General features: G+C 60.6%; 22 protein-coding genes and 1 riboswitch. Of the genes, 7 read left to right on the top strand and 15 right to left on the bottom strand.

All coding sequences use genetic code 11. The features are described 5' to 3' along the window. Positions 1-52 precede the first annotated feature (52 nt). Positions 53-562, top strand: a complete 510-nt coding sequence (locus tag PhaeoP97_RS13035) for a pyridoxamine 5'-phosphate oxidase family protein (RefSeq protein ID WP_072505425.1) — start codon at positions 53-55, stop codon at positions 560-562. A 91-nt stretch (positions 563-653) separates the two neighbouring features. Here PhaeoP97_RS13035 and PhaeoP97_RS13030 read toward each other — a convergent pair whose 3' ends face one another. The 3 genes from PhaeoP97_RS13030 to PhaeoP97_RS13020 all read right to left on the bottom strand — a co-directional run bounded on the left by PhaeoP97_RS13030 (position 654) and on the right by PhaeoP97_RS13020 (position 2,720). After that, a complete protein-coding gene (locus tag PhaeoP97_RS13030; RefSeq protein WP_072505424.1) occupies positions 654-845 on the bottom strand; it encodes a PLD nuclease N-terminal domain-containing protein in 192 nt (63 codons plus the stop codon). 80 nt (positions 846-925) lie between these two features. Then, positions 926-2,281, bottom strand: a complete 1,356-nt coding sequence (locus tag PhaeoP97_RS13025) for a mechanosensitive ion channel domain-containing protein (protein WP_237028938.1) — start codon at positions 2,279-2,281, stop codon at positions 926-928. 313 nt (positions 2,282-2,594) lie between these two features. Continuing rightward, a complete protein-coding gene (locus tag PhaeoP97_RS13020) occupies positions 2,595-2,720 on the bottom strand; it encodes an entericidin A/B family lipoprotein (protein ID WP_072505423.1) in 126 nt (41 codons plus the stop codon). Positions 2,721-3,066: 346 nt separating this feature from the next. Here PhaeoP97_RS13020 and PhaeoP97_RS13015 point away from each other — a divergent pair, with 346 nt between their 5' ends. Then, entirely contained in the window at positions 3,067-3,648 is a 582-nt protein-coding gene (locus PhaeoP97_RS13015; protein ID WP_072505422.1) for an exopolysaccharide biosynthesis protein, read from the top strand. Positions 3,649-3,655: 7 nt separating this feature from the next. Here the strand turns inward: PhaeoP97_RS13015 and PhaeoP97_RS13010 are convergent, their stop codons facing one another. From PhaeoP97_RS13010 to PhaeoP97_RS12990, 5 genes are read right to left on the bottom strand one after another with little or no spacing between them, the layout of a single operon-like run. Then, positions 3,656-4,936 carry an amidohydrolase family protein gene (locus PhaeoP97_RS13010; RefSeq protein ID WP_192849714.1) on the bottom strand — a complete coding sequence of 427 codons (1,281 nt, stop codon included), beginning with the start codon at positions 4,934-4,936 and terminating at the stop codon, positions 3,656-3,658. Further along, positions 4,936-5,880 carry an ABC transporter permease gene (locus PhaeoP97_RS13005; protein ID WP_072505420.1) on the bottom strand — a complete coding sequence of 315 codons (945 nt, stop codon included), beginning with the start codon at positions 5,878-5,880 and terminating at the stop codon, positions 4,936-4,938. The genes PhaeoP97_RS13010 and PhaeoP97_RS13005 overlap by 1 nt, the downstream gene beginning before the upstream one ends. A gap of 1 nt (position 5,881) precedes the next feature. Then, positions 5,882-6,931, bottom strand: a complete 1,050-nt coding sequence (locus tag PhaeoP97_RS13000; RefSeq protein WP_014880902.1) for an ABC transporter permease — start codon at positions 6,929-6,931, stop codon at positions 5,882-5,884. Beyond that, positions 6,921-8,489, bottom strand: coding sequence for an ABC transporter ATP-binding protein (locus PhaeoP97_RS12995; protein WP_072505419.1), 1,569 nt, complete (start codon positions 8,487-8,489; stop codon positions 6,921-6,923). Before PhaeoP97_RS12995 ends, PhaeoP97_RS13000 begins: the two co-directional genes overlap by 11 nt. Before the next feature lie 13 nt (positions 8,490-8,502). Beyond that, positions 8,503-9,534 carry a BMP family protein gene (locus PhaeoP97_RS12990; RefSeq protein WP_072505418.1) on the bottom strand — a complete coding sequence of 344 codons (1,032 nt, stop codon included), beginning with the start codon at positions 9,532-9,534 and terminating at the stop codon, positions 8,503-8,505. A gap of 327 nt (positions 9,535-9,861) precedes the next feature. On the opposite strand from PhaeoP97_RS12990, the gene PhaeoP97_RS12985 reads away from it, so the two are divergent. Continuing rightward, the gene (locus PhaeoP97_RS12985) at positions 9,862-10,209 is read left to right on the top strand and encodes a RidA family protein (RefSeq protein ID WP_014880899.1); all 348 of its coding nucleotides are present in this window, start codon (positions 9,862-9,864) and stop codon (positions 10,207-10,209) included. A gap of 66 nt (positions 10,210-10,275) precedes the next feature. Here PhaeoP97_RS12985 and PhaeoP97_RS12980 read toward each other — a convergent pair whose 3' ends face one another. The 6 genes from PhaeoP97_RS12980 to paaZ form a co-directional block, all read right to left on the bottom strand. Next, positions 10,276-11,355, bottom strand: coding sequence for a FecCD family ABC transporter permease (locus PhaeoP97_RS12980; protein ID WP_072505417.1), 1,080 nt, complete (start codon positions 11,353-11,355; stop codon positions 10,276-10,278). 1 nt (position 11,356) lies between these two features. Beyond that, positions 11,357-12,337, bottom strand: a complete 981-nt coding sequence (locus tag PhaeoP97_RS12975) for an ABC transporter substrate-binding protein (protein ID WP_072505416.1) — start codon at positions 12,335-12,337, stop codon at positions 11,357-11,359. A 15-nt stretch (positions 12,338-12,352) separates the two neighbouring features. Beyond that, complete coding sequence (locus tag PhaeoP97_RS12970; protein WP_072505415.1) at positions 12,353-13,138, bottom strand: ABC transporter ATP-binding protein; 786 nt, start codon at positions 13,136-13,138, stop codon at positions 12,353-12,355. Next, complete coding sequence (locus PhaeoP97_RS12965) at positions 13,135-13,572, bottom strand: DUF1636 family protein (protein WP_072505414.1); 438 nt, start codon at positions 13,570-13,572, stop codon at positions 13,135-13,137. The genes PhaeoP97_RS12970 and PhaeoP97_RS12965 overlap by 4 nt, the downstream gene beginning before the upstream one ends. A 100-nt stretch (positions 13,573-13,672) precedes the next feature. Further along, positions 13,673-13,885, bottom strand: a riboswitch (cobalamin riboswitch). An 86-nt stretch (positions 13,886-13,971) separates the two neighbouring features. Next, a complete protein-coding gene (locus PhaeoP97_RS12960; RefSeq protein ID WP_072505413.1) occupies positions 13,972-14,793 on the bottom strand; it encodes a PaaX family transcriptional regulator C-terminal domain-containing protein in 822 nt (273 codons plus the stop codon). A gap of 65 nt (positions 14,794-14,858) precedes the next feature. Next, positions 14,859-16,889 (bottom strand): phenylacetic acid degradation bifunctional protein PaaZ, encoded by a 2,031-nt coding sequence (gene paaZ / locus PhaeoP97_RS12955; RefSeq protein WP_072505412.1) that lies wholly within the window; start codon positions 16,887-16,889, stop codon positions 14,859-14,861. Between the two features lie 126 nt (positions 16,890-17,015). Between paaZ and paaG the strand changes: the two genes are divergently transcribed. Genes paaG through PhaeoP97_RS12935 form a run of 4 tightly spaced genes read left to right on the top strand, consistent with a single transcriptional unit; the run spans position 17,016 to position 20,175 of the window. After that, complete coding sequence (gene paaG, locus PhaeoP97_RS12950) at positions 17,016-17,801, top strand: 2-(1,2-epoxy-1,2-dihydrophenyl)acetyl-CoA isomerase PaaG (protein ID WP_072505411.1); 786 nt, start codon at positions 17,016-17,018, stop codon at positions 17,799-17,801. 2 nt (positions 17,802-17,803) lie between these two features. After that, positions 17,804-18,229: a hydroxyphenylacetyl-CoA thioesterase PaaI gene (gene paaI / locus PhaeoP97_RS12945; protein ID WP_072506469.1), complete on the top strand. Its 426-nt coding sequence runs from the start codon at positions 17,804-17,806 to the stop codon at positions 18,227-18,229. 33 nt (positions 18,230-18,262) lie between these two features. Next, the gene (gene paaK / locus PhaeoP97_RS12940; RefSeq protein WP_072505410.1) at positions 18,263-19,573 is read left to right on the top strand and encodes a phenylacetate--CoA ligase PaaK; all 1,311 of its coding nucleotides are present in this window, start codon (positions 18,263-18,265) and stop codon (positions 19,571-19,573) included. 5 nt (positions 19,574-19,578) lie between these two features. Then, entirely contained in the window at positions 19,579-20,175 is a 597-nt protein-coding gene (locus PhaeoP97_RS12935; RefSeq protein WP_072505409.1) for a TetR/AcrR family transcriptional regulator, read from the top strand. Between the two features lie 172 nt (positions 20,176-20,347). On the opposite strand, the gene PhaeoP97_RS12930 is transcribed toward PhaeoP97_RS12935, so the two are convergent. Further along, the gene (locus PhaeoP97_RS12930) at positions 20,348-20,554 is read right to left on the bottom strand and encodes a cold-shock protein (RefSeq protein WP_072505408.1); all 207 of its coding nucleotides are present in this window, start codon (positions 20,552-20,554) and stop codon (positions 20,348-20,350) included. Positions 20,555-20,566 lie beyond the last annotated feature (12 nt).

Here is a 20,566-nt window from a genome sequence, read left to right as displayed (position 1 = left end):
CGGGCCCATCATGTGACATTGCACATTACATTGACAGCAAAGGATTTTTCTCTTGGCACGACAAACTGAAACATCACAGGAAGCCACATCACAGCTCTGGTACCAGTTGGAAAAGCGCCGCACTTGCATGCTTGCGGTGCGTGACAGTGACCAACATCCACAGCCGATGACTCATTTTGCGGACCATGAAAATGGCGCGATCTGGTTCATCAGTTCGTCCGACAGTGATTTGGTCAGAGCCACCGGCCTGGGCGCGGACGCACAGCTTACCTTCGTATCAGATGGTCAGGACTACCACGCAAGTGTGCGCGGCCCACTAGAGGTGACCAACGACCCGGAGAAACTCGACGAGCTGTGGAGCTTTGCAGTAGGGGCCTGGTTTGAGAAGGGGCGCGATGACCCAAAGGTGACATTGATGAAGATGACCCCGCGCGAGGCCGCGGTCTGGGCATCGCAAGGCAATGCAGTTCTGGTTGGACTGAAACTCTTGCGGGCCAGCATGAGTGACAGTGAAGGGCACCCGAATGTCGGCGTGCATCATGTGCTTCAGCTGAATACCTGATCCGATACGTTATAAACGTGACGCACGAAACCGATAAACCAGCCGCCCTATCCCCTGTAGGGCGGCGGTTATTTCACTGAATATGGCTGGATCAAGCGTGTCGCGATTTTGCGCGGGGGCCGAACAGGAACCAGCAGATAAAGCCTAGGATCGGCAGGACGAGAACGAAAACCACCCAAATCACCTTCTTCCCGGTGCTGGCGTTGGATCCGATAACCGAGACAATGGCCCAGATTGTCAGAGCAAGGGCGATCAGCCCCCCGATCCCTGCATATTCTACCATGTTCAATACTCCTCTTCTTTATGAGCTATCGCCGCGCTTCGCGACGATGTTCCTTATTCGTATTTGGGCCGGGTCGACGATCACTCGGCGTTCTGGCCTTCGCTTAGCAAGTCGCCACCGCCATCCGGGGCATTGCGCTCGCGCGCAGCGGCCTCTTCATTGGCATCTTCTACTCGCCCTGGATCTGAGGCCGCAGGCAGTGGTGTTTCTGCGGCGTCGGGGACACGGCGTGGTTCCGGGGCAGGGGACTGTTGACTGGGCTGATCTGACACAGGCAGCAGGGTGGCGGCGGTACTGGCATCGACACGCAGGCGATAGATTGGTTCTGGCAGCCCAAACCCGTTGCTCTCCAGCGCTGTCTTGGCAGTGCGGATCGCCTCTCCACGCGCCTTTTGAAAACTGCTGCGGGTCTGATCGACCCAGCCCGTAAAGGTCAGGATCACATTGGAATCGCCGACCTCCTCGACCCAGGCTCCTACCGAGGGGTCGCGCAGTACGAAAGGTAGGGATTGCAGCGCTTCCACTGCGATGGACAATGCGGCGGCCAGATCGGCGTCCGCATCCACGCCTAGCTGAAACTCGAACCGGCGATTGGCGTCGCGGGTATAGTTGACGATCCTTCCCTTGAACACGGTGGCATTGGGGATGCGAATATGGTTGCCCTCGCGGGAAATCAGGATGGTCGCGCGGGAGGTAAGCCGCGCCACCGTTCCCATGTCGCCGGCGATCTCAACAAAATCGTTGGGACGAAACGGTTGCCGCAGGCTGAGTAGGATGGACGCAATGAAATTTTCAACCGTGTCACGCACCGCAAAACCCACGGCCAAACCTGCCACACCTGCCGCGCCAAGCACAGCGCCCAACAGCGCTGTCGCATTCAGGATGTCCAACGCTACGACAAGGCCAAGAATGATGAAGGCGATCCGCGCAACCGCGCTGTAGACCTCTGCGATGAACGAATTGGGTGCCAGACGTTGCCAGATCCGCAACCGGGTGGTGACCAGCCAGCCAAATGCGGAGATCATCACGAAAACCAGCATCGCAACAAAGAAGATCGGCGCATTGGCGATGATATTGCGACTGCGTTCCTTCAGTCGCGAAAACGCCGAGTCGAGCCGTTCTTCCAGCCGCCCATTCACCACGGTTTGATTTTCGATCGCAACAACGCCGTCGATACGTTCGATCATAGTTGTCAGCTGAGTCTGGCGTGGATTGTCCAGAACCTCGCCAGATAGCGTCACGACCCCGCTGGACACACCGACACCAATCTTGTCAAAACCTTCGATCTCTCCCAGCAGTTCAACGATGCGGCGGCGGATCTGGGTGTCAGGAGCAGCCTTACTGTCCAGCTGAATGGCATTGTTGGTCTGCACAGGCTCGCTGGTGCTCTGTGCGATCAGGCCCTGAGGCAAGATGAGGCCCAGTGTCAGGGTCAATACAACCAGTAGGCAGCGCAATACATTATGGAGTGCCGATATGTGTTGCCCCCGGATGGGCGCCGATAGATTTTCGCGGGCAGGGCAGTGGGGCATCAGCATCCTCGGTCAAAAACTCAGTGGGCGGTCTTTGGTACATGATTGACTGTTGAATGGCATGTCAAACAGGGTGCGCCATCCGCTGCCACGGTTCCGTGCTGTGGCAACGAAGGTCAACACCGGTCATGGTTGTTCTGTTCGCCGGAACTATGCCTATTTCAGACAAAAGCACCCCGTCAGAGCGCTCTGACGGGGTGTTCATAAAGGGGTGTGTTTACTGTGCTTCTTGCGATTCTTCTGTGATCGCGTCGCCAAGGTCAGAGACATCGCGACCAAAACCTTCGGTGGTTTCGCAGGCGGCCAGACCGGCCAGGGCAAGAGCGGCAATTATCAGTCGCATTTCAGTTTCCTTTTGTTTGACGGCACGGGGCCATTTTGGTCAGGCCGAAACGGCCCCGGTTTTAGTAGGGCGCGGGCTTAAGCCCGGTCGCAGCCCTGGACGGCTCCGATCAGGTGGAGCCTGCCCCGTCTCGTTACGGGGTTTCGCTGGGACAACGTTCTATCCGGCTGATGGGTTCCCGCTAAAGCGGCTGAGGGACCAAGAAAATTATTTACTGTCGTTAAGCCGGGGTTGTGGCCCACCCGGACAATTGCCGTGCAAGCCCAGGAACCGCAGCACTGTCACAGGCGTTTGGCACGGTAGGACACAGTGTGCCGATGGCCGGACCGATAGGAGACAGACACATATGACAACGCAGGATCACCCGGTGGGAGAGATGATTGAGGCCACAACTGAGCTGTTGGAGGAGGACAGCATCAGCGTTGCCGACGTGGTTGAGGATCTCGGCCATTCTTCGATGTCAGCCACCTTGCTCTTGCCGGCCATGGCGGTTGTTTCACCGCTCAGCGGGGTGCCGTTGTTCTCTACGGTTTGCGGGATGTTGATCTTTCTGATTGCGGCGCAGATGACACTAGGCCGTGATCATCTTTGGTTGCCGGATTGGCTTCGCAGGCAGCGCGTCTCCTCTGACCGCGCGCGAAAGGTCTTGGGGCCGATGCGCCGCATGGCGCGGTTTCTGGATCGCCACACGGAGGCCCGTGTCAAAATGCTGCTCCGGCAGCCTTTTCTGACAATCCCACGGGTCATCTGCGCGCTTTGCGGGCTGGCGATGCCCTTTCTCGAGCTGGTGCCGTTCAGCTCCTCGACGCTGGGGATTGTGGTCAGCAGCCTCGCCGTTGCGATGTTGACCCGCGACGGGTTGGTGATGCTGGTAGCCCTGCTGTTACTGACGGCGGCGGGGGTTGGCCTGCCGTATCTGTTGATCTGATGTCAGGTCATCCGGGCATCTGATGGCGCCGCCGTACCTGTGCCGGGCGGCCGGGGATGGATATATCCGCATCGCCGCGCGCGCTCCGGCTGATCACCTTGCCCTTGGTCACGACGGCAAGGCGCGCAGGCCGCAGCCGCAGTGCCTCGGTCGGGGTGGCGGCATCCAGCACCACGAGAGACGCGCGATCGCCTTTCTTCAGGCCATAGCCGTCCAGCCCCATGATGGCGGCATTGCTCTCGGTTACCATGGTGAAACAATGGGCCATCTCATCCGGGTGGGTCATTTGCGCGACATGCATCCCCATGAAGGCGACATCCAGCATGTCCCCGGTGCCGAAGCTGTACCACGGATCCAGAACGCAATCCTGCCCCCAGCCCACCGTGACGCCATGGGCCAGCAATTCCTTCACCCGGGTCAGCCCGCGCCGTTTGGGAAAACTGTCATGCCGCCCCTGCAAGACGATATTAATCAGCGGATTGGGGATGGCCGCAATCCCGGCCTCGGCAATCAGCGGCAACAGCTTTGAGACGTAGTAATTGTCCATCGAGTGCATGGAGGTCAGGTGACTGCCCGCAACCCGTCCCTGCAACCCGTGGCGCTGGGTTTCCTGCGCCAGGGTTTCGATGTGGCGCGACAGCGGATCATCGGTTTCGTCACAATGGATGTCGACCTGTAGCCCCCGATCCGCCGCAATCTTGCAAAGGTCACGCAGAGAGTCCGCGCCATCCTGCATGCTGCGTTCGAAATGCGGGATGCCGCCAACCACATCGACGCCCATATCCAGTGCGCGGATCAGATTTTCACGCCCGTTTTCCGCCCGGTACAACCCGTCCTGCGGAAAGGCGACCAATTGCAGATCGATATACTCCTTCACGGCCTCGCGGACCTCCAGCATCGCGGTCACGCCCCGCAGGTGATCGGCGGTGGTATCGACATGGGTGCGGATTGCCAGCAACCCCATGCTGGCCGCCCAGTCGCAATAGGTCAGCGCGCGGCTGACCATATCGTCGACACTGGCCTCCTCGCGCAGCTCCCCCCATAGGCTGATCCCCTCCAGGAGCGTGCCAGAGGCATTGACCCGCGGCAGCCCATAGGACAGCGTCGCATCCATATGGAAATGCGGATCGACAAAGGGCGGCGCGACCAGATCACCGCTGGCCTCGATGGTCTCCCCGGCTGTCGCGTCAATGGAGGGGGCCACCTCGGTGATCGTGTCACCAGTGATGCCGATATCCGCGACCGAGCCATCGGGCAGGGTGCCGCCCTTGATCAACAGGTCCAACATCATCTTTCTCCCTTGTTGAATGGCACCATCAGCGCGGCGGGCACCTCGGCGCGGCGCGACATCAGGATCAGCGCCAGTATCGATAGAATATAGGGCAGCATCAGAAACAGCTGATAAGGCACCACCGCGCCGATCCCGGTTTGTTGCAGGCGGATTTGCAGCGCATCAAAGGCGGCAAAGAGGATGGCGCCCAGCACCGCCTTGCCCGGTCGCCACGCGCCAAAGACAACCAGCGCAATGCAGATCCAGCCGCGCCCGTTCACCATATCGAAAAAGAAACTGTCAAAGGCCGAGAGCGTCAGGAACGCGCCGCCAACCGCCATAAACCCGCTACCGACGACCACCGCGCCCATGCGGATCGCGGTCACGGACAGCCCCTGAGCGGCCACTGCCGATGGGTTCTCGCCTGCGGCCCGCACCGCCAGCCCCAGCGGCGTGCGATACAGCGTGTAGGCGCAGAGTGCTGCCAGCACAAAGGCGGCATAGGTCAGCGGTGTTTGGGAAAACAGCGCCGGGCCGAGTAGCGGCAGATCTGATAAAAACGGGATCTCATAGGGTTGGAAGGCTTCGATCTTAGGCGGCGATGACACCTCCGGCAGCACCACGCGGTAAGTGTAAAAGGTCAGCGAGGTGGCCAGCAGTGTCAGCCCGATGCCCACCACATGTTGCGACAACCCAAACGGCACGCTGAGCGTCGCATGCAGCAGACCAAAACCCATGCCGGTCAGCAGGGCCACACCAACCCCGCCCCAGAGCGGCAGCCCGGCCCAGACCGCGATCCAGCCGGAAAAGGCGCCAGCGACCATGATCCCCTCAATCCCGAGGTTCAGCACGCCGGCCCGTTCGCAGATCAGCTCTCCCAACGTGGCAAAGATCAGCGGCGAGGCGATGCGGATCGCGGCGGCCCAGAAGCTGGCAGAAAGCAGGATTTCGAGGATATCCATCTCAGTCCCTCCGCAGCCGGAATTTGCTCAGAAGGATCGCCAGCACCATCAGCAGCAGGGCAGAGGCCAACATGATATCGGCCAGATAGCTGGGAACACCTGCGGCCCGGCTCATACTGTCCGCCCCGACAAATATCGCGGCGACGAACAGCGCTGCAAAAACCACGCCAATTGGATGCAGCAGCGCCAGCATGGCCACAACGATGCCCGTGTAGCCAAAACCGGGGCTCAGATCGAGCGTCAGCGCCCCTTTCAGGCCTGATACTTCGGAATAGCCCGCCAATCCGGCCAGACCGCCAGACAACAGCGCGGTTTTCAGGATCACCTTTGTGACTGGGATGCCCGCAAATCGCGCGGCTTCGGCATTCTGGCCAACTGCGCGCATCTCATAGCCCAGCGTGGTGCGGGTGTTGATCACCCAGATCACCAAAGCCGAAATAAGCGCCAGCGCAAACCCCCAGTGCAGCCGCAGCCCGTCCACCACGCGGGGGAGCCGCGCGTCGGCGCTCAGCCGTGGTGATTTTGGCCAACCCATGCCCATCGGATCCTTCAGCGGCCCTTCCAGAAGGTAGGAGACGAACAACAGGAATATGAAGTTGAACAGCAGCGTTGTAACCACCTCATCCACCCCCAGCCGTGTCTTCAACAGCGCAGGCCCCAGCAGCAGCACCGCCCCCGCGATCAGCGCCGCCGCGCCGAGCAGAGGCAGCAACAGCGGCGCAGGCAGGTTCAGCGCGCCGGTGCCGAGAACAACGGTGATCACAGCCCCCGCATAAAGCTGCGCCTCGGCTCCGATATTCCAGAGCTTGGCACGAAAGGCGACGGCAATAGCGAGGCCGGTAAAAATCAACGGGGTGGCCCGGTTCAGCGTCTCAAGCAGCGCAAATTTCGACCCAAACGCCCCAGTCAGGATCAGGCCAAAAATCGACAGCGGCTCTCCGCCCGCGATCTGTGCCAGCAGCGCGGCAAGGGCAAAGGTCGCCAGCAGCGCCAGCGCAGGCGGCATCAGCCGCCGCTGCCAGCTCGGTGCGGCAATCGGTTCAAGCCGCATGGCCATCCTCCGTCTGTGGGGTGTCAAAGCCATGACCAGCCATCCAGGCCCCCAGTTCTTCTGGCTGTTTAGAACCTCGGGTGAACCCGGGGCTAAGGCGTCCTTCGCTGATCACATGGATCACATCAGAAAGCTGCATTATCTCGTCCAGATCCTCGGAAATCAGCAGAACCGCCGCCCCACGTGCGCAGGCTTTGGCCAGCTGTTCATGTACATAGGTGACTGCACCGATATCCAACCCGCGCACTGGCTGGTTGGCCAGGATGATCTGCGGCGATTGTTCCAGCACGCGGCCAAGGATCAGCTTTTGCATATTACCGCCGGACAGCAGTCGGATGCGGGTGTCCGGGCCGGGACAGCGCACGTCATAGCCTGCGATCACGGTCTTGGCGAAGTCACGCGCGGCCCGCCAGTCGAGCCAGCCCCGGTGGCTGAAGCGGGTGGCATAGGTTTCAAGGATCGCATTCTCCGTCAGATCAAAATCCGCGATGGTGCCTGTCTTGTGGCGATCTTCAGGAATGCGGGCGATCCCGGCGGTGATTGCCTGACGGGGCGACCAGCCGGATGGATTTGTGCCATTCAGTGTCAGACTGCCGGACTGCGGCGTGATCAGGCCCGAGACCAGATCAGACAGCGCCGCCTGACCATTGCCGGACACCCCGGCCAATCCGGTGATCTGACCCGCCGCCAGATCAAGTGAGACATGCTGCAAACCGGGGCTGGCCGCAGCGCTGGGCGTGGTGACATCGCGCAACTGCAACAGGGCAGGGCCGGGGGCGTTGGCGGCGAACTTTGCTGGCACCAAATCGGCACCAACCATCAGGGCGGCCAGCTCATCCCGGTTGGTGTCAGCGGTCTGCCGTTCGGCAACCAACTTGCCGTGGCGTAGCACCAGAACCCGGTCGGAAATTGCCATCACCTCATGTAGTTTATGCGAGATGAAGATCACGGACAACCCCCGGTTGATGGCTTCGCGCAGGGTGGCAAACAGCGCATCGGCCTCCTGCGGCGTCAGGACCGCTGTGGGTTCGTCCAGAATGAGGATCCGTGCGTCCCGGTACAGTGCCTTCAGGATCTCGACCCGCTGACGTTCGCCAACGGTGAGTCGCGACACCTTCGCGTTGGGATCGACCTTCAGGTGAAACTGTTCGGCCAGCGCCCGGATGCGGGCCTTGGCCGGTCCTGCCCGCAGGCCGAGGCCCAGCAGCGGCTCTACACCAAGGGTGATATTCTCCCAGACCGTCAGATTGTCCGCCAATGTGAAATGCTGATGCACCATGCCGACGCCACCATCCAGGGCCGCGCGCGGCGCACCGGGCGGCAGGGGGGCGCCGAACAGCTCCACGCCGCCTGAATTGGCCATATACTGACCAAACAGAATATTCATCAGCGTGGTCTTGCCCGCGCCGTTTTCCCCAAGCAAGGCAATGACTTCGCCCGGAAACAGGTCAAAGCTCACGTCATCGTTCGCGGTGACACTGCCAAAGCATTTGGTGATGTTCAGAAGGCGCAGCACCGGGGTGAGACCCGGTGCCTGTGCCATTTTATCGGACGCCATTGGCGGCCTCCCGTCAGGAGGACGCAGGCTCAGCGTCGTTGATTTCCACCTCGTAGGAGCCATCCTTGATGGCTGCGGTGCGGCTGGCGATCAGATCCAGCGCTTTCTGCGGAATCTTCCCCTCAAAGGTGCCAAAAGGTGCCAGTGATGCGCCACCTTCCTTCATGAAGGAATAGACGCCATAGTCTGCCGCAGTGAAGCTGCCATCCCGTACCTTGGCAATCGCGGCATTCAAAGTTGGCTCAAAATGCCATAGGGCCGAGGCCGCCACAGTGTCGGGGTAGTCGCCTTGTGTGTCGATCACATTGCCGATGGCCAGAACGCCCTTTTCCTTGGCAGCGTCTGATACGCCAAAGCGTTCTGCATAAAGCATATCAGCACCGTTCTCGATCATCGCAAAGGCGGTTTCCTTGGCCTTGGGCGGATCGAACCAGCTGCCGATGAAGGAGACCTGGAACGTGATATCGGGATTCATCTCCCGCGCGCCCGCCATGAAGGCATGCATCAAGCGGTTGACCTCAGGAATGGGAAAGCCACCAACCATGCCGATATTGCCACTCTCGGACATGGCACCGGCCACAATGCCAGACAGGTAGGATGCATCCTGAATATAATTGTCAAACACCGCCAGATTGGGCAGCGCCGGGTCTTCTTTGAAGGAAGAGCCCATCAAGAAGGCGACATCGGGATAATCTGCGACCACTTCGCGGGCCTCAGCCTCCACGCCGAATATCTCGCCGATGATCAGTTTGTGGCCCTGCTCGGCATATTCACGCATCACCCGCGGATAATCGGTGTTCGAAGTGTTCTCAGAGAACATATAGGTGATGTCGCCACGGTCCTTGGCGGCGAGGGCGGCAACATGGATCCGGCTGACCCATTGCTGTTCGACGGGCACGGTGTAGATGCCTGCAACCTTGATCGGATCGGCTGCGGCGGCCTGATGGGGCAGTGTCGCGCCAAGCGAAACGGTCAGCGCGCCAGCCGCGCAGCTGAGCAGAAATTGGCGGCGCGACATCCGCGCGCGGGTCTTGGTCGGTGTCATGTCATTTCCCCCTGTCGATGGCCCTGCGGTGTTGCAGGCTCTTTTGGAACGTCGCCGGTCGTGCCCGCGTGTCGTCGACGCTAGGGGCTCGGTCGTGAGCCCGGCAATACGCGCCATATGTTCCGCAGGGGAAACTATAGGGGGGCGCTTCTCTTTTCGGCAAGGATGAATTCAAATATCAAAATTTGTGCGGTATTTGAACGGCTTGTTGCCGGTGAATTGCTGGCAGCTGATGTCCGTCTCAGGGTGCATTGCCATGCCACGGCCGGACCGATATCCCTGATGCAGACCCGCCCTCCGGCGTGGCCGTCATTGCATGAGGATCATATGACACAGATCGAACGCCACCATACCGGCACCCGCATGAGCAAAATCGTCAAGCATGGCGATACCATCTACCTCTGTGGTCAGGTCGGCACCGCCGGGGCCAGCATTGCCCAGCAGACGCAGGATTGCCTCGATAAGATAGACGCCCTTCTGGCCGAGGCAGGCAGTGACAAATCCCGCATGCTCCAATGCACGATCTGGCTCTCCGATATGGCCAATTTTACGGCGATGAACGAGGTTTGGGATGCCTGGGTGCCTGAGGGTGCGGCTCCGGCGCGGGCCTGCGGCGAAGCCAAGCTGGCACGGCCCGAACTGCTGGTCGAGATGATTGTGGTGGCTGCTGCCTGACGTCCGCAACTGCAGGAGGCCCCCGATATGCTGCGGGGGCCTAAATCATCTGTTGTCGCGGCAGGCCTAGCGCCGCCGCAGCAGCCAGATGAAGAACACGCCGCCCACCAGTCCGGTGACCAAACCGATCGGCATATCCTCAGGTGCCATTAACGTACGCGCCAAGATATCAGCCGCCACCAGGAACAAACCGCCGATCAACGCCGATGCGGGCAGTACACGCCGGTGATCGCCGCCCACGATCAACCGGGCGATATGCGGCACAATCAGCCCGACAAAACCGATCATACCGGAAAAGGCGACCATCACCCCGGTGATCAAGGCACCGATGGTAAAGGTGATCAGTCTGAACCGTGCAACCGGGATCCCAAGTGTTGTTGCGGTTTCATCGCCAACGGTCATCGCATTGAAATCGCCGGCCTTTGTCCACAACCAGCCGCCGCAAAGAACCAGCACCACAAGCGGGTAGATCAGATGGCTCCATTGCGCGAGCCCAAGCCCGCCCAGCATCCAAAAGACCACAGTATGGGTAGCACGTGGATCGCCGAGGAAGATTAGCACATTGGCCCCTGCCATGACGACAAAAGACACCGCGACACCAACCAGCACCAGCCGATCTGCTGTGGTGGCCTCGGCAAAGCGCGAAACGGCCAGCACCAGCGCCGTTGCGCCCAATGCGCCTGCAAAGGCCAACAGCGGTACTGTCAAAAGGCCCAGAAACAACCCGGTATGCAAAAGCGCCAAGATCGCACCAAAGGCTCCGCCCGCTGAAATCCCCAACAGATGAGGATCGGCCAGTGGATTTCGCGTCACGGCCTGAAGGCTGGCGCCCACCATGGCTAGGCCCGCCCCAACCATCATGGCAAGAAGGGCCCGCGGAAAACGGATATCCCAGACAATCGCAGCCTGCCCCTTGCTCCAATCTGTCGTGAACCAGCTCTCTAGCCCCGGGGCCAGTTTGCTGACGATAATGCCCCAGACGGCAGTCAGGGGAATACCGACCGCTCCAACAGAGACGGCAATCGACAGGGTCAGGGCCGTCAGAACGGCCCCGCTCAGGATCCAGGCCAGCCGCCCGCGCAGGCGCCGCCGGGCGCACGCGCTGAGGCGTGGCTCAGATGCGGGATGTGCGTGAGCGGTGGACATATCAGTTGCTTACCGCATCCTTGCGCGCCGCGTCAAAGCTGGTTGCCAACGTCTTGATCGCGCGGATGTTGCGCGGGCCTGGCGTGGCTTCGACATACTCAAGGGTCACGAAACGGTCGTTCTTCACCGCGTCGATCTCTGCAAAGGCCGGGTTGTTGCGCATGAAGGCGCGTTTCTCTTCAGCAGTGACCGACCCGTAGTTCACGATCGCGATCACCTCGGGATTGCGCTCCACTACGGCTTCCCAGGTCACAGTGGCCCAGCTTTTTCCCAGATCTTCCATGATGTTGCTGCCGCCCGCCGCCTCGATCAACGCGGTGGGCATGGCGTATTTGCCTGCGGTGAAGGGCGTGTCCTCGCCGCTGTCATAGACAAAAACCCGCAACGGATCGGTGGCTTCGGGGCGGGTTTTAGCAAAGGCGGCCAGCTCGTCCTTGTAGCCGGCAACCAGCGCCTCCGCGGTGTCTTCAACGGCAAAAATGCGGCCCAAGTTCAGCAGGTCATTGTACATGTCGTCCATACTGACTTTGGGTTTTTCACCGATGTGGATGCAGCTTTCAGTCAGCTCATAGACTTTGATATCAAATGGAGAGAGGGTTTCGGGGGTGACTGCTCCGCCTACTTTCATGCCGTAGTTCCAGCCCGCAAAAAAGAAATCTGCATCGGCCCCGATCAGCACCTCTTTGGAGGGGTATTTGGCCGACAATTCCGGCAATTGGGCAACGCCTGCGCGCATCACCGGGTCCAGCGTCTTCCAGCCGGAAATGCCGGTATAGCCCACCATGCGATCCGCCAGTCCCAGGGCCAGCATCATTTCGGTCAGATTGACGTCATTGGAGACAGCGCGCTGGGGCGGCGCGTCAAAGCTGACGCTGCGGTTGCAGCTTTGCACGGTGGTTTCAGCCTGGGCCATCGAGGCCAAGGAGGTGGCCAGAACGCTGGCAGCAAACAGATGCGTCATCGCGGACATGCGGGTCGTCATAATCGCGAGTATTCCTTATTGGGTTGGTAGGTGAAAGGTCAGGTGATCCTGACCCGAAGGGGACAAAGTTTCACGTCGGGCTGCGACGCTAAAGACTGTGCTTACGGTCTCTTCGCGCAGCACCTCATCAGGCGGGCCGCAGGCCAGTGATTGGCCGTTTGACATCAGCAGCACCTGATCACAAATCTGCGCTGCAATATTAAGATCATGCAGGCTGGTGATGATGGTCACATCTAGGTCTCGGATCAGTTGTAGGACATCCAGCTGATGGCGAATGTCCAAGTGGTTTGTCGGCTCATCCAGGATCAACAGTGCAGGTTCCTGCGCCAGAGCGCGGGCCACCATGACACGCTGGCGTTCGCCGCCTGACAGGGTGCCAAAGGCGCGGTTGGCCATATGGTGCAGCTCCAGCCGGTTGAGCATGTGGTCAATGATCGCCGCGTCGCGGGCACCAGGGGTAGCAAAGCCAGAACGATGCGGCGCGCGTCCAAGGGCGACAATCTCGGCCACGGTCAAGGCAAAGTCCGTCGGTTGTTCCTGAAGCACGGCTGCGACACGGCGGGCTGCGGATTTTGGCGGCAGGCTCCAGATGTCGCTGTCACCAACCAGAACACGCCCCGTACGCGGCGCATTGTAGCGGTAGATCACCCGCAGAAGTGTGGATTTTCCGGCACCATTCGGACCTACAATACCCAGCACGCAGCCCGCCTCCAGATGAAAACTGGTCGGTTGCAGGATCAGAGGCGCGGTGCGTCCTGGCGCCCAACTGATATCCGTGACGGTGACCGATGCGGCAGTCATTCGGCAGGCTCAACAGAACGAGGGACATTTGCGGTCTCGGCCACGACCTGGGACGCCGCAGGACCGGCGGGCGCAAAGGCCGGGATGCGCGACAGCGTATTGCGCCGCAGCTTGCCCGGTCGGTCAACCGAGCTGCACCAGCCGTCGGCCAGCATCTGGTACAGGTTGGTAAATGTCAGGATGTCGGCAATATCGTCGCCGGGCGTGAGGCCACCGAAAACATAACTTGCTTTGCCCTCGGCCTGAAATCCGACTGTACAGGGATGGCGACAGCCGGCCATGCAGGCGACGCCCGCGACCTCGACAGGGGGACCATCGTGCCCTGCCAATGCCGCGCGCAAGTCGGCAATCAGCTCCGGCCCCGGACGGCGGTCCGGATCCATGCCCTTGCAGGATGTGCACACCAGAATACGGTGCTGTGTTGTCCCGTCCATAGCGCCCTCCGCGCGTGTCGACGAGGCTGCGGGGGGAGGGGAGCCGGACGTCACAGAGACGGCCATATCATCCTGCCCGCCGGAACACCCCGTCCGGTCAATAGGTTCTCAGTGGATGGCAGGTCTCCTGACTTGCGGGTTGCTGCGTGCCTCGGCCTTCCCGGCCCAAGTGGCCAGTGGTCTATCGAGGTCGCTCACCGCTCACAGTTGCGGGGGCAGTCGCGGATTTGGCGCCTTTTGGCTACACCACACCACGTTCCCTTTTCATCCCTTGGCCGTTTTCGCGCCTTGGGAACCATCTTGGGCTAGGCGTAGATTTCCCACTGGCGTTTGTAAAGGAAAAATCACCAGCGCATCCTCGGTGGCGCGACACCGCCTGATGACTGGGCGTTCAGATGTTCAGTCGGAGTTGGCCGACAACAGGTCGCCGGTTTGGGTAAGCACAGGGCGAGGCAGGTTCTGCAACAGATCTGCGACGCGGTGGCGGCAGCGCTCGCCGACCCAATCGCTGGGATGGTAGGCGGCAGGCAGATCAGGGTGGCGCAGCACGACACGGCGCCACCGGTGCACGACCAGGGTTCGCAATGTTGCAATCTGAACTGGGCCCAGCCCCGGTTTCACTGTCGCCTTTGGCAGCTGTAGGCCGTTTAATGTGCTGTCAAGCCGTGCACAGGCCAGTTTCAGGTCCTCGGGGAACAGCCGTCCACGCAGCCAGTCCGGCGCGCTAAGCTCTGGTTTTGTGACCACCAACAGATCAGAGCGGCCCCGCGGCAGAGGTCCGTGTCCCAAGACGGTAGTGCGGTTGACCGCGACATAGTTGGGCTGCTGTACCAGCGCATCAAGCGTGCCGCTGTTGCCGTCCTCTGCGATCAGCAGGTGCCAATCCTGAGGTGTAATCGTTGTGGGCGCATAGATGCGCGGCGTGACAGCCGCAGACTGGCTGCGGCCCGATGCCGTCAGGAAATGCACCGACGCCCGGCCAGAGCGGGTGCTATCGATCCAGCCATCTTTGCGCAAACGGTGCAGGGCAACGCGGATCGCCTCGGGTTTGATGCCCATCGGTGTGATGATATGGGTCAGGGCGCGACCGCTGATCTTATCGCCGTCGCGCTGCGCGAGATCCCCGAACAGGGACACAATAATCGACCAGACCCGCTGATTTTGCGGGTCGCTCAGGGCGGTTACGGCGGTATTAAACCAGGATGTCTGCGCGTCGGTCATACATAATAGATAAGTCGCCCGACCCGGTTAGGCCAGACCGGACGACCTGATCTGTAAAAATCCGATCAGAAGGCGTTCATCGTCAGCAGCTCATATTCGGCGGCAATTTCATCATCCTGATTGGTCAGGGTGACGTGCCAGCGCACCTCGCCATACTCATCATTGCGTGGTGTCTTTTTCTTCACGGTAAGGCGCACCTTTATGCTGTCGCCTGCTGAAACAGGCTTCATAAAGCGCAGGTTGTCCAGCCCGGTATTGGCGAGTACCGGGCCTTCGTCTGGCTGTACAAACAGACCGGCAGCAAAGCTGATCAGCAGATAACCATGGGCCACACGACCGGGGAAGAACGGGTTTCGCGCAGCAGCGGCATCATCCATATGGGCGTAAAATGTATCGCCCGTGAAATGGGCAAACGTTTCGATGTCGTCCAAAGTGATGGTGCGGGCGTCGCTGTATAGGGTTTCGCCCAACGCCAGGTCGCCAAACTGGCGGGTGAAGGGATGCACCTTGGCCACGATTTCCGTGCCACCGGGCACCCATTTTGCGCCAATCGCCGACAGAATATCGGGCGAACCCTGAATGGCGGTGCGTTGCATATAGTGTTTTACACCACGCACGCCGCCCAGCTCCTCGCCGCCACCAGCACGACCCGGTCCGCCATGCACCATATGGGGCAGGGGGGATCCATGGCCGGTGGATTCCTTCATCGAATCGCGGTTGTTGAAATAGAGCCGCCCGTGAAAGGCGCCGGATCCCAGCGCCACATCGCGCGCCACCTCTGCGTCATGAGTGATGACCGAGGCCACCAGTGACCCTTCGCCGCGATTGGCAAGCGTGATAGCGTGGTCCAGATCGCGGTAACCCATGATCGTGGAGACCGGGCCGAACGCTTCGGTATCATGCACCCGCATGGCTTTGTCCGGGTTGGTGCAGTGAAACAGCATCGGGGGCACAAAAGCACCCTTTTCCGCATCAGCGCCTTCAACCGCAAAATTGCTGGGGTCGCCGTAAACCCGTTCGGCCTCTTGTGCGAGGATTGCCGCCTTTTCCAAAACGTCCCGCTTTTGGCTGCCGGACACCAGCGCGCCCATGCGTGTGTTCTCCAGGCGCGGGTCGCCGATTGTGGTTTTTGCCAAGCGTTCCGACAGCGCGCTGATCACGGCGTCCACTTGCGCTTGTGGTGCAATGATGCGGCGGATGGCGGTACATTTCTGCCCCGCCTTGGTGGTCATTTCGCGGCTGACTTCCTTGACGAACAGATCAAATTCCGGCGTACCGGCTACCGCATCCGGGCCAAGGATCGAGGCATTCAGACTGTCCTGTTCTGCGACAAACCGAATGGAATTCTTCAGAATCACCGGGTTGGCGCGCAGTTTCAGCGCGGTCTGTGCAGAGCCGGTGAAACTCACCACATCCTGCATGGTCAGATGGTCCAGCATGTCGCCAATCCCACCTGACACAAGTTGCAGCGCACCCTCCGGCAGAATCCCGGACTCCAGCATCAGTCGCACCGTCAGTTCGGTGACATAGCAGGTGGCCGTGGCTGGTTTTACAATGGCCGGAACACCGGCCAGCAGGGTCGGTGCCAGTTTTTCCAGCATCCCCCAGACCGGGAAGTTGAAGGCGTTGATATGTACGGCAACCCCTTGCAATGGGGTGCAGATATGCTGCCCCAAAAAACTGCCGTCGCGGGACAGCTGTTCCAGATCGCCGTCCAGATAGACATGCGCATCGGGCATTTCGCGTCGCCCTTTGGAGGCGAAGACAAACATGGTGCCGATGCCGCCGTCGATATCGATCACATGGTCGGCCTGCGTGGCGCCAGTGTCGAACGACAGATCATAAAGCGCCTGTTTGTGTGTGTTCAGATGCCCCGCCAGGGCCTTCAGCATCCGGGCGCGATCATGGAAGGTCAGTTTGCGCAAGGAGGGGCCGCCCACTGTGCGGGCATAGTCCAGCATCCCCTGCACATCCAGCGCGTCATTGCCCGCCTGAGCAAGCGGCGCACCTGTGATTGCACTGGCGATGCTGCGTGCACCCGCACCCGGTGCAATCCATTGGCCAGCGGCAAAGCTGGAAACATCAAGAAGGCTCATGGGCGGGTTCCTTTGCGTCTGGACCGGGGACTGCACGGTCTGAATATGAGAAGTCGCAAATATATTGACCAACCGGTCGGTTTATGCAAGGTCTTTGTTAACAGATGCACGAGGGGAGGCGCGGCGATGTCAGAGACGCTGTTGGTGGAGGATCACGGGACATGGGTGGAAATCACCCTGAACCGTCCGGACCGGTTGAACAGTTTCACCGAGGAGATGCACCACGCGCTGCGCGCAGCCCTTGAAGCGGCCCGCGATGGTGGCGCGCGTGCAGTGCTGCTGACCGGGGCCGGTCGCGGCTTCTGCGCCGGGCAGGATCTGGGCGACCGCGATCCGCGTGAGATGGACGGCCCACCGGACCTTGGTCATACCGTCCGCACCTTATACGCGCCGCTTGTAAACCTCATCCGCTCGCTGAATTTTCCGGTGATCTGCGCGGTGAACGGTGTCGCGGCCGGGGCCGGGGCCAATCTGGCGCTGGCCTGCGATGTGGTCCTCGCAGCGGAGAGCGCCAAGTTCATCCAGTCGTTTTCCAAGGTCGGCCTGATCCCGGACACCGGCGGCAGCTGGCATCTGCCGCGGCTGCTGGGCGAGGCCCGCGCCAAAGGGCTGGCGCTGACAGCCGAGCCGCTGCCCGCGAAGAAGGCCGAGGACTGGGGCCTGATCTGGAAGGCATTGCCGGATGAGGGTCTGATGACAGAGGCGCGCGCCATGGCCGAGAAACTCGCAAACGGACCAACTCTGGGCCTTGGCCTGACCAAACAGACGATTCAGGCCGCCGCCGTCAACACGCTCGCCGAGCAACTGGAGGTCGAGGCGGGCGCCATGAAAACCTGTGGAGAGAGCGCGGATTACGCCGAGGGCGTTGCCAGCTTCCTCGAAAAACGCGCCCCTGCGTTCAAGGGCAAATGACCATGACTCCAAAAGACCGCGCAGAAAAATCCGCTGCCGCCATGTGGGCGGACGACCACGCCTCCAAATGGGCGGGCATGGAGGTCACCCATGTGGCCGAAGGGGAGGCCACGCTGGAGCTGACCGTGGCCCAGCATCATTGCAACGGCCATGGCATCTGCCATGGCGGCGTGACCTTCATGCTGGCCGACAGCGCCTTTGCCTTTGCCTGCAACAGCCGTAATCAGGCGACCGTGGCGCAGCACAACGTGATCAGCTTTACCGCACCGGGGCGGCTGGGGGATCGGTTGATTGCCACGGCGCATGAGGTCTCACTGACCGGACGCAGCGGTATTTATGACGTGACAGTGACCAATCAGGACGGTCAGCGGATCGCTGAATTCCGGGGCTTCTCCCGCGCGATAAAGGGCCAGTTGTTTGATGAATAAGCTGTTTTGCAAAGGCAAGATGTGGAGGACGCCATGAAAGACCTGACCCCAAACAAGGCGGATCTCGATCCGATTGAGATTGCCTCCATCGACGAAATCCGCGCCCTGCAGCTGGATCGACTTAAATGGTCGCTGCGCCACGCCTATGACAACGTGCCGATGTACAAGCAGCGCTTCGACGACGTCGGCGTGCACCCGGACGACCTGCAACAGCTGTCCGATCTGGCCAAGTTTCCCTTCACCTATAAAAATGACCTGCGTGACAACTACCCCTTTGGCCTGTTCGCGGTGCCACGCAGTGAGATCATGCGCCTGCATGCGTCCTCCGGCACCACCGGCAAGCCGACCGTTGTCGGTTACACCGCCAATGATATCAGCAATTGGGCGGATCTGGTGGCGCGGTCTTTGCGCGCCTCGGGCCTGCGCAAGGGCGACATGGTGCATAACGCCTATGGCTACGGGCTGTTCACCGGGGGGCTGGGTGCGCATTACGGGATTGAGCGCCTTGGTGCGACGGTGGTGCCTATGTCTGGCGGCCAAACCGAGAAGCAGGTGGGCCTGATCACCGACTTCCAACCCGACGGCATCATGGTGACGCCCTCTTACATGCTCAACATCCTGGAGCAGTACCACAAGGTTGGCATGGACCCGCGCGACTGTTCGCTGAAGGTTGGCGTATTCGGCGCCGAACCCTGGACAGATGCGATGCGCAAAGAGGTCGAGGCGGCCTTTGACATGCATGCGGTTGATATCTACGGCCTGTCCGAGATCATGGGGCCGGGTGTGGCCAATGAATGCGTGGAGACCAAGGATGGCCCGGTGATCTGGGAGGACCACTTCCTGCCCGAAATCATCGACCCGCAGACTGGCGAGGTGCTGCCGGATGGCGAGCTGGGCGAGCTGGTGTTCACCACGCTCACCAAGGAAGGCCTGCCAATGGTGCGCTACCGCACCCGCGACCTGACCCGACTGTTGCCGGGCACCGCGCGCTCGATGCGGCGGATGGAGAAGATCACCGGCCGCAGCGATGACATGATCATCCTGCGCGGCGTAAACGTCTTCCCCAGCCAGGTGGAGGAGCAGCTGCTGGCCACCGGTGGCCTCGCGCCGTACTACCAGATCGAGCTTTATAAATCCGGTCGTATGGATGCGATGCGGGTCTTTGTGGAGGCCAATCCGGACGCCACGGATGAACTGAGCAAAACCGCCGCGGCCCGGATGCTAACCAAGCGGATCAAGGATATGGTTGGCGTCTCGACCGAGATCATAGTCGGCGAGCCGGGATCGGTGGAGCGCAGCCAGGGCAAGGCCAAGCGCGTTGTCGACAACCGCAGCAAGGAGTAACCCGCTTGGCCCGCACCATTGCAAAAGACCACGATGAGAAACGCGCCCAGATCCTGAAGTCTGCGGCCAAAGTCTTTGCCGAACAGGGGTTTGACCGCGCGTCGATGACCCAGCTGGCGCGGGAATGCGGGATCTCCAAGGCCAATATCTACCACTATTACGACAGCAAGGATGCCGTATTGTTCGGCGTCCTTGATACCTATCTGAGCGATCTGCGCGATCGGGTCTGCAGTGTGGACGTCAGCGCGCTTTCCCCTGACCAGCGGCTGCGCCGCATCGTCTCGGAAATCCTGCTGGCCTATCAGGGTGCCGACCACGAGCATCAGGTTCAGATCAGCGCCATGGGAGCCCTGCCGGAAGAGCAGCAAAAACTGCTGCGCGCCTATCAACGCGAACTGGTGCAACTGGTCAGTGGCGCGCTTGCCGGGGTCGCGGACGAGGGCATCGCCAAGGATCCGGCGAAGCTGCGCGCCGCCACGATGTCGGTCTTCGGTATGCTGAACTGGTATTACATGTGGAATTCCGGCGCCGGATCTGAGGCGCGTGAAGATTACGCGCAGATGGTGGCGGATCTGACCATGAACGGCATCCGATCGCTGTAGTTGGCCGACCGGGTCACTCCGGTTGCAGCGGTCTCTGGCACCGGCAAAAGAATTTACCCCAGACATGCAAAAGGCCGCCTGAAACGGGCGGCCTTAGGGTGATTCTACCCACAGAAAGCTGTGGTCAGAATGTCTTTAGTAGAATGGGCGCGGAAAACCCGCGCCGCGATCCTTACAGCAGTTCCAGCGCGCCTGCGGACTGCTTGCCGTCACGACCAGTTTCCAGCTCGTAGGAAACTTTTTGGTTGTCGTTCAAACCATTAAGGCCCGATCGTTCAACCGCAGAGATGTGTACAAACACGTCTTTGCCGCCAGACTCGGGCTCGATAAAGCCGTAGCCTTTTGTTGCGTTGAACCATTTCACGGTGCCATTGGCCATCCGAATTCTCCA

The organism is Phaeobacter porticola (assembly GCF_001888185.1).
Lineage (GTDB): Bacteria > Pseudomonadota > Alphaproteobacteria > Rhodobacterales > Rhodobacteraceae > Phaeobacter > Phaeobacter porticola.
The sequence above is the reverse complement of the archived record's forward strand: the minus strand, read 5'-3'. Positions and strand labels throughout refer to the sequence as shown.

What these genes read in the sequence shown, in the direction of transcription:
- PhaeoP97_RS13030 (WP_072505424.1), bottom strand. Translation starts at nt 845, where the DNA reads ATGGTAGAATATGCAGGGATCGGGGGGCTGATCGCCCTTGCTCTGACA.
- PhaeoP97_RS13020 (WP_072505423.1), bottom strand. Translation starts at nt 2,720, where the DNA reads ATGCGACTGATAATTGCCGCTCTTGCCCTGGCCGGTCTGGCCGCCTGC.
- PhaeoP97_RS13015 (WP_072505422.1), top strand. Translation starts at nt 3,067, where the DNA reads ATGACAACGCAGGATCACCCGGTGGGAGAGATGATTGAGGCCACAACT.
- PhaeoP97_RS13010 (WP_192849714.1), bottom strand. Translation starts at nt 4,936, where the DNA reads ATGTTGGACCTGTTGATCAAGGGCGGCACCCTGCCCGATGGCTCGGTC.
- PhaeoP97_RS13005 (WP_072505420.1), bottom strand. Translation starts at nt 5,880, where the DNA reads ATGGATATCCTCGAAATCCTGCTTTCTGCCAGCTTCTGGGCCGCCGCG.
- PhaeoP97_RS13000 (WP_014880902.1), bottom strand. Translation starts at nt 6,931, where the DNA reads ATGCGGCTTGAACCGATTGCCGCACCGAGCTGGCAGCGGCGGCTGATG.
- PhaeoP97_RS12995 (WP_072505419.1), bottom strand. Translation starts at nt 8,489, where the DNA reads ATGGCGTCCGATAAAATGGCACAGGCACCGGGTCTCACCCCGGTGCTG.
- PhaeoP97_RS12990 (WP_072505418.1), bottom strand. Translation starts at nt 9,534, where the DNA reads ATGACACCGACCAAGACCCGCGCGCGGATGTCGCGCCGCCAATTTCTG.
- PhaeoP97_RS12985 (WP_014880899.1), top strand. Translation starts at nt 9,862, where the DNA reads ATGACACAGATCGAACGCCACCATACCGGCACCCGCATGAGCAAAATC.
- PhaeoP97_RS12980 (WP_072505417.1), bottom strand. Translation starts at nt 11,355, where the DNA reads ATGTCCACCGCTCACGCACATCCCGCATCTGAGCCACGCCTCAGCGCG.
- PhaeoP97_RS12975 (WP_072505416.1), bottom strand. Translation starts at nt 12,337, where the DNA reads ATGACGACCCGCATGTCCGCGATGACGCATCTGTTTGCTGCCAGCGTT.
- PhaeoP97_RS12970 (WP_072505415.1), bottom strand. Translation starts at nt 13,138, where the DNA reads ATGACTGCCGCATCGGTCACCGTCACGGATATCAGTTGGGCGCCAGGA.
- PhaeoP97_RS12965 (WP_072505414.1), bottom strand. Translation starts at nt 13,572, where the DNA reads ATGGACGGGACAACACAGCACCGTATTCTGGTGTGCACATCCTGCAAG.
- PhaeoP97_RS12960 (WP_072505413.1), bottom strand. Translation starts at nt 14,793, where the DNA reads ATGACCGACGCGCAGACATCCTGGTTTAATACCGCCGTAACCGCCCTG.
- paaZ (WP_072505412.1), bottom strand. Translation starts at nt 16,889, where the DNA reads ATGAGCCTTCTTGATGTTTCCAGCTTTGCCGCTGGCCAATGGATTGCA.
- paaG (WP_072505411.1), top strand. Translation starts at nt 17,016, where the DNA reads ATGTCAGAGACGCTGTTGGTGGAGGATCACGGGACATGGGTGGAAATC.
- paaI (WP_072506469.1), top strand. Translation starts at nt 17,804, where the DNA reads ATGACTCCAAAAGACCGCGCAGAAAAATCCGCTGCCGCCATGTGGGCG.
- paaK (WP_072505410.1), top strand. Translation starts at nt 18,263, where the DNA reads ATGAAAGACCTGACCCCAAACAAGGCGGATCTCGATCCGATTGAGATT.
- PhaeoP97_RS12930 (WP_072505408.1), bottom strand. Translation starts at nt 20,554, where the DNA reads ATGGCCAATGGCACCGTGAAATGGTTCAACGCAACAAAAGGCTACGGC.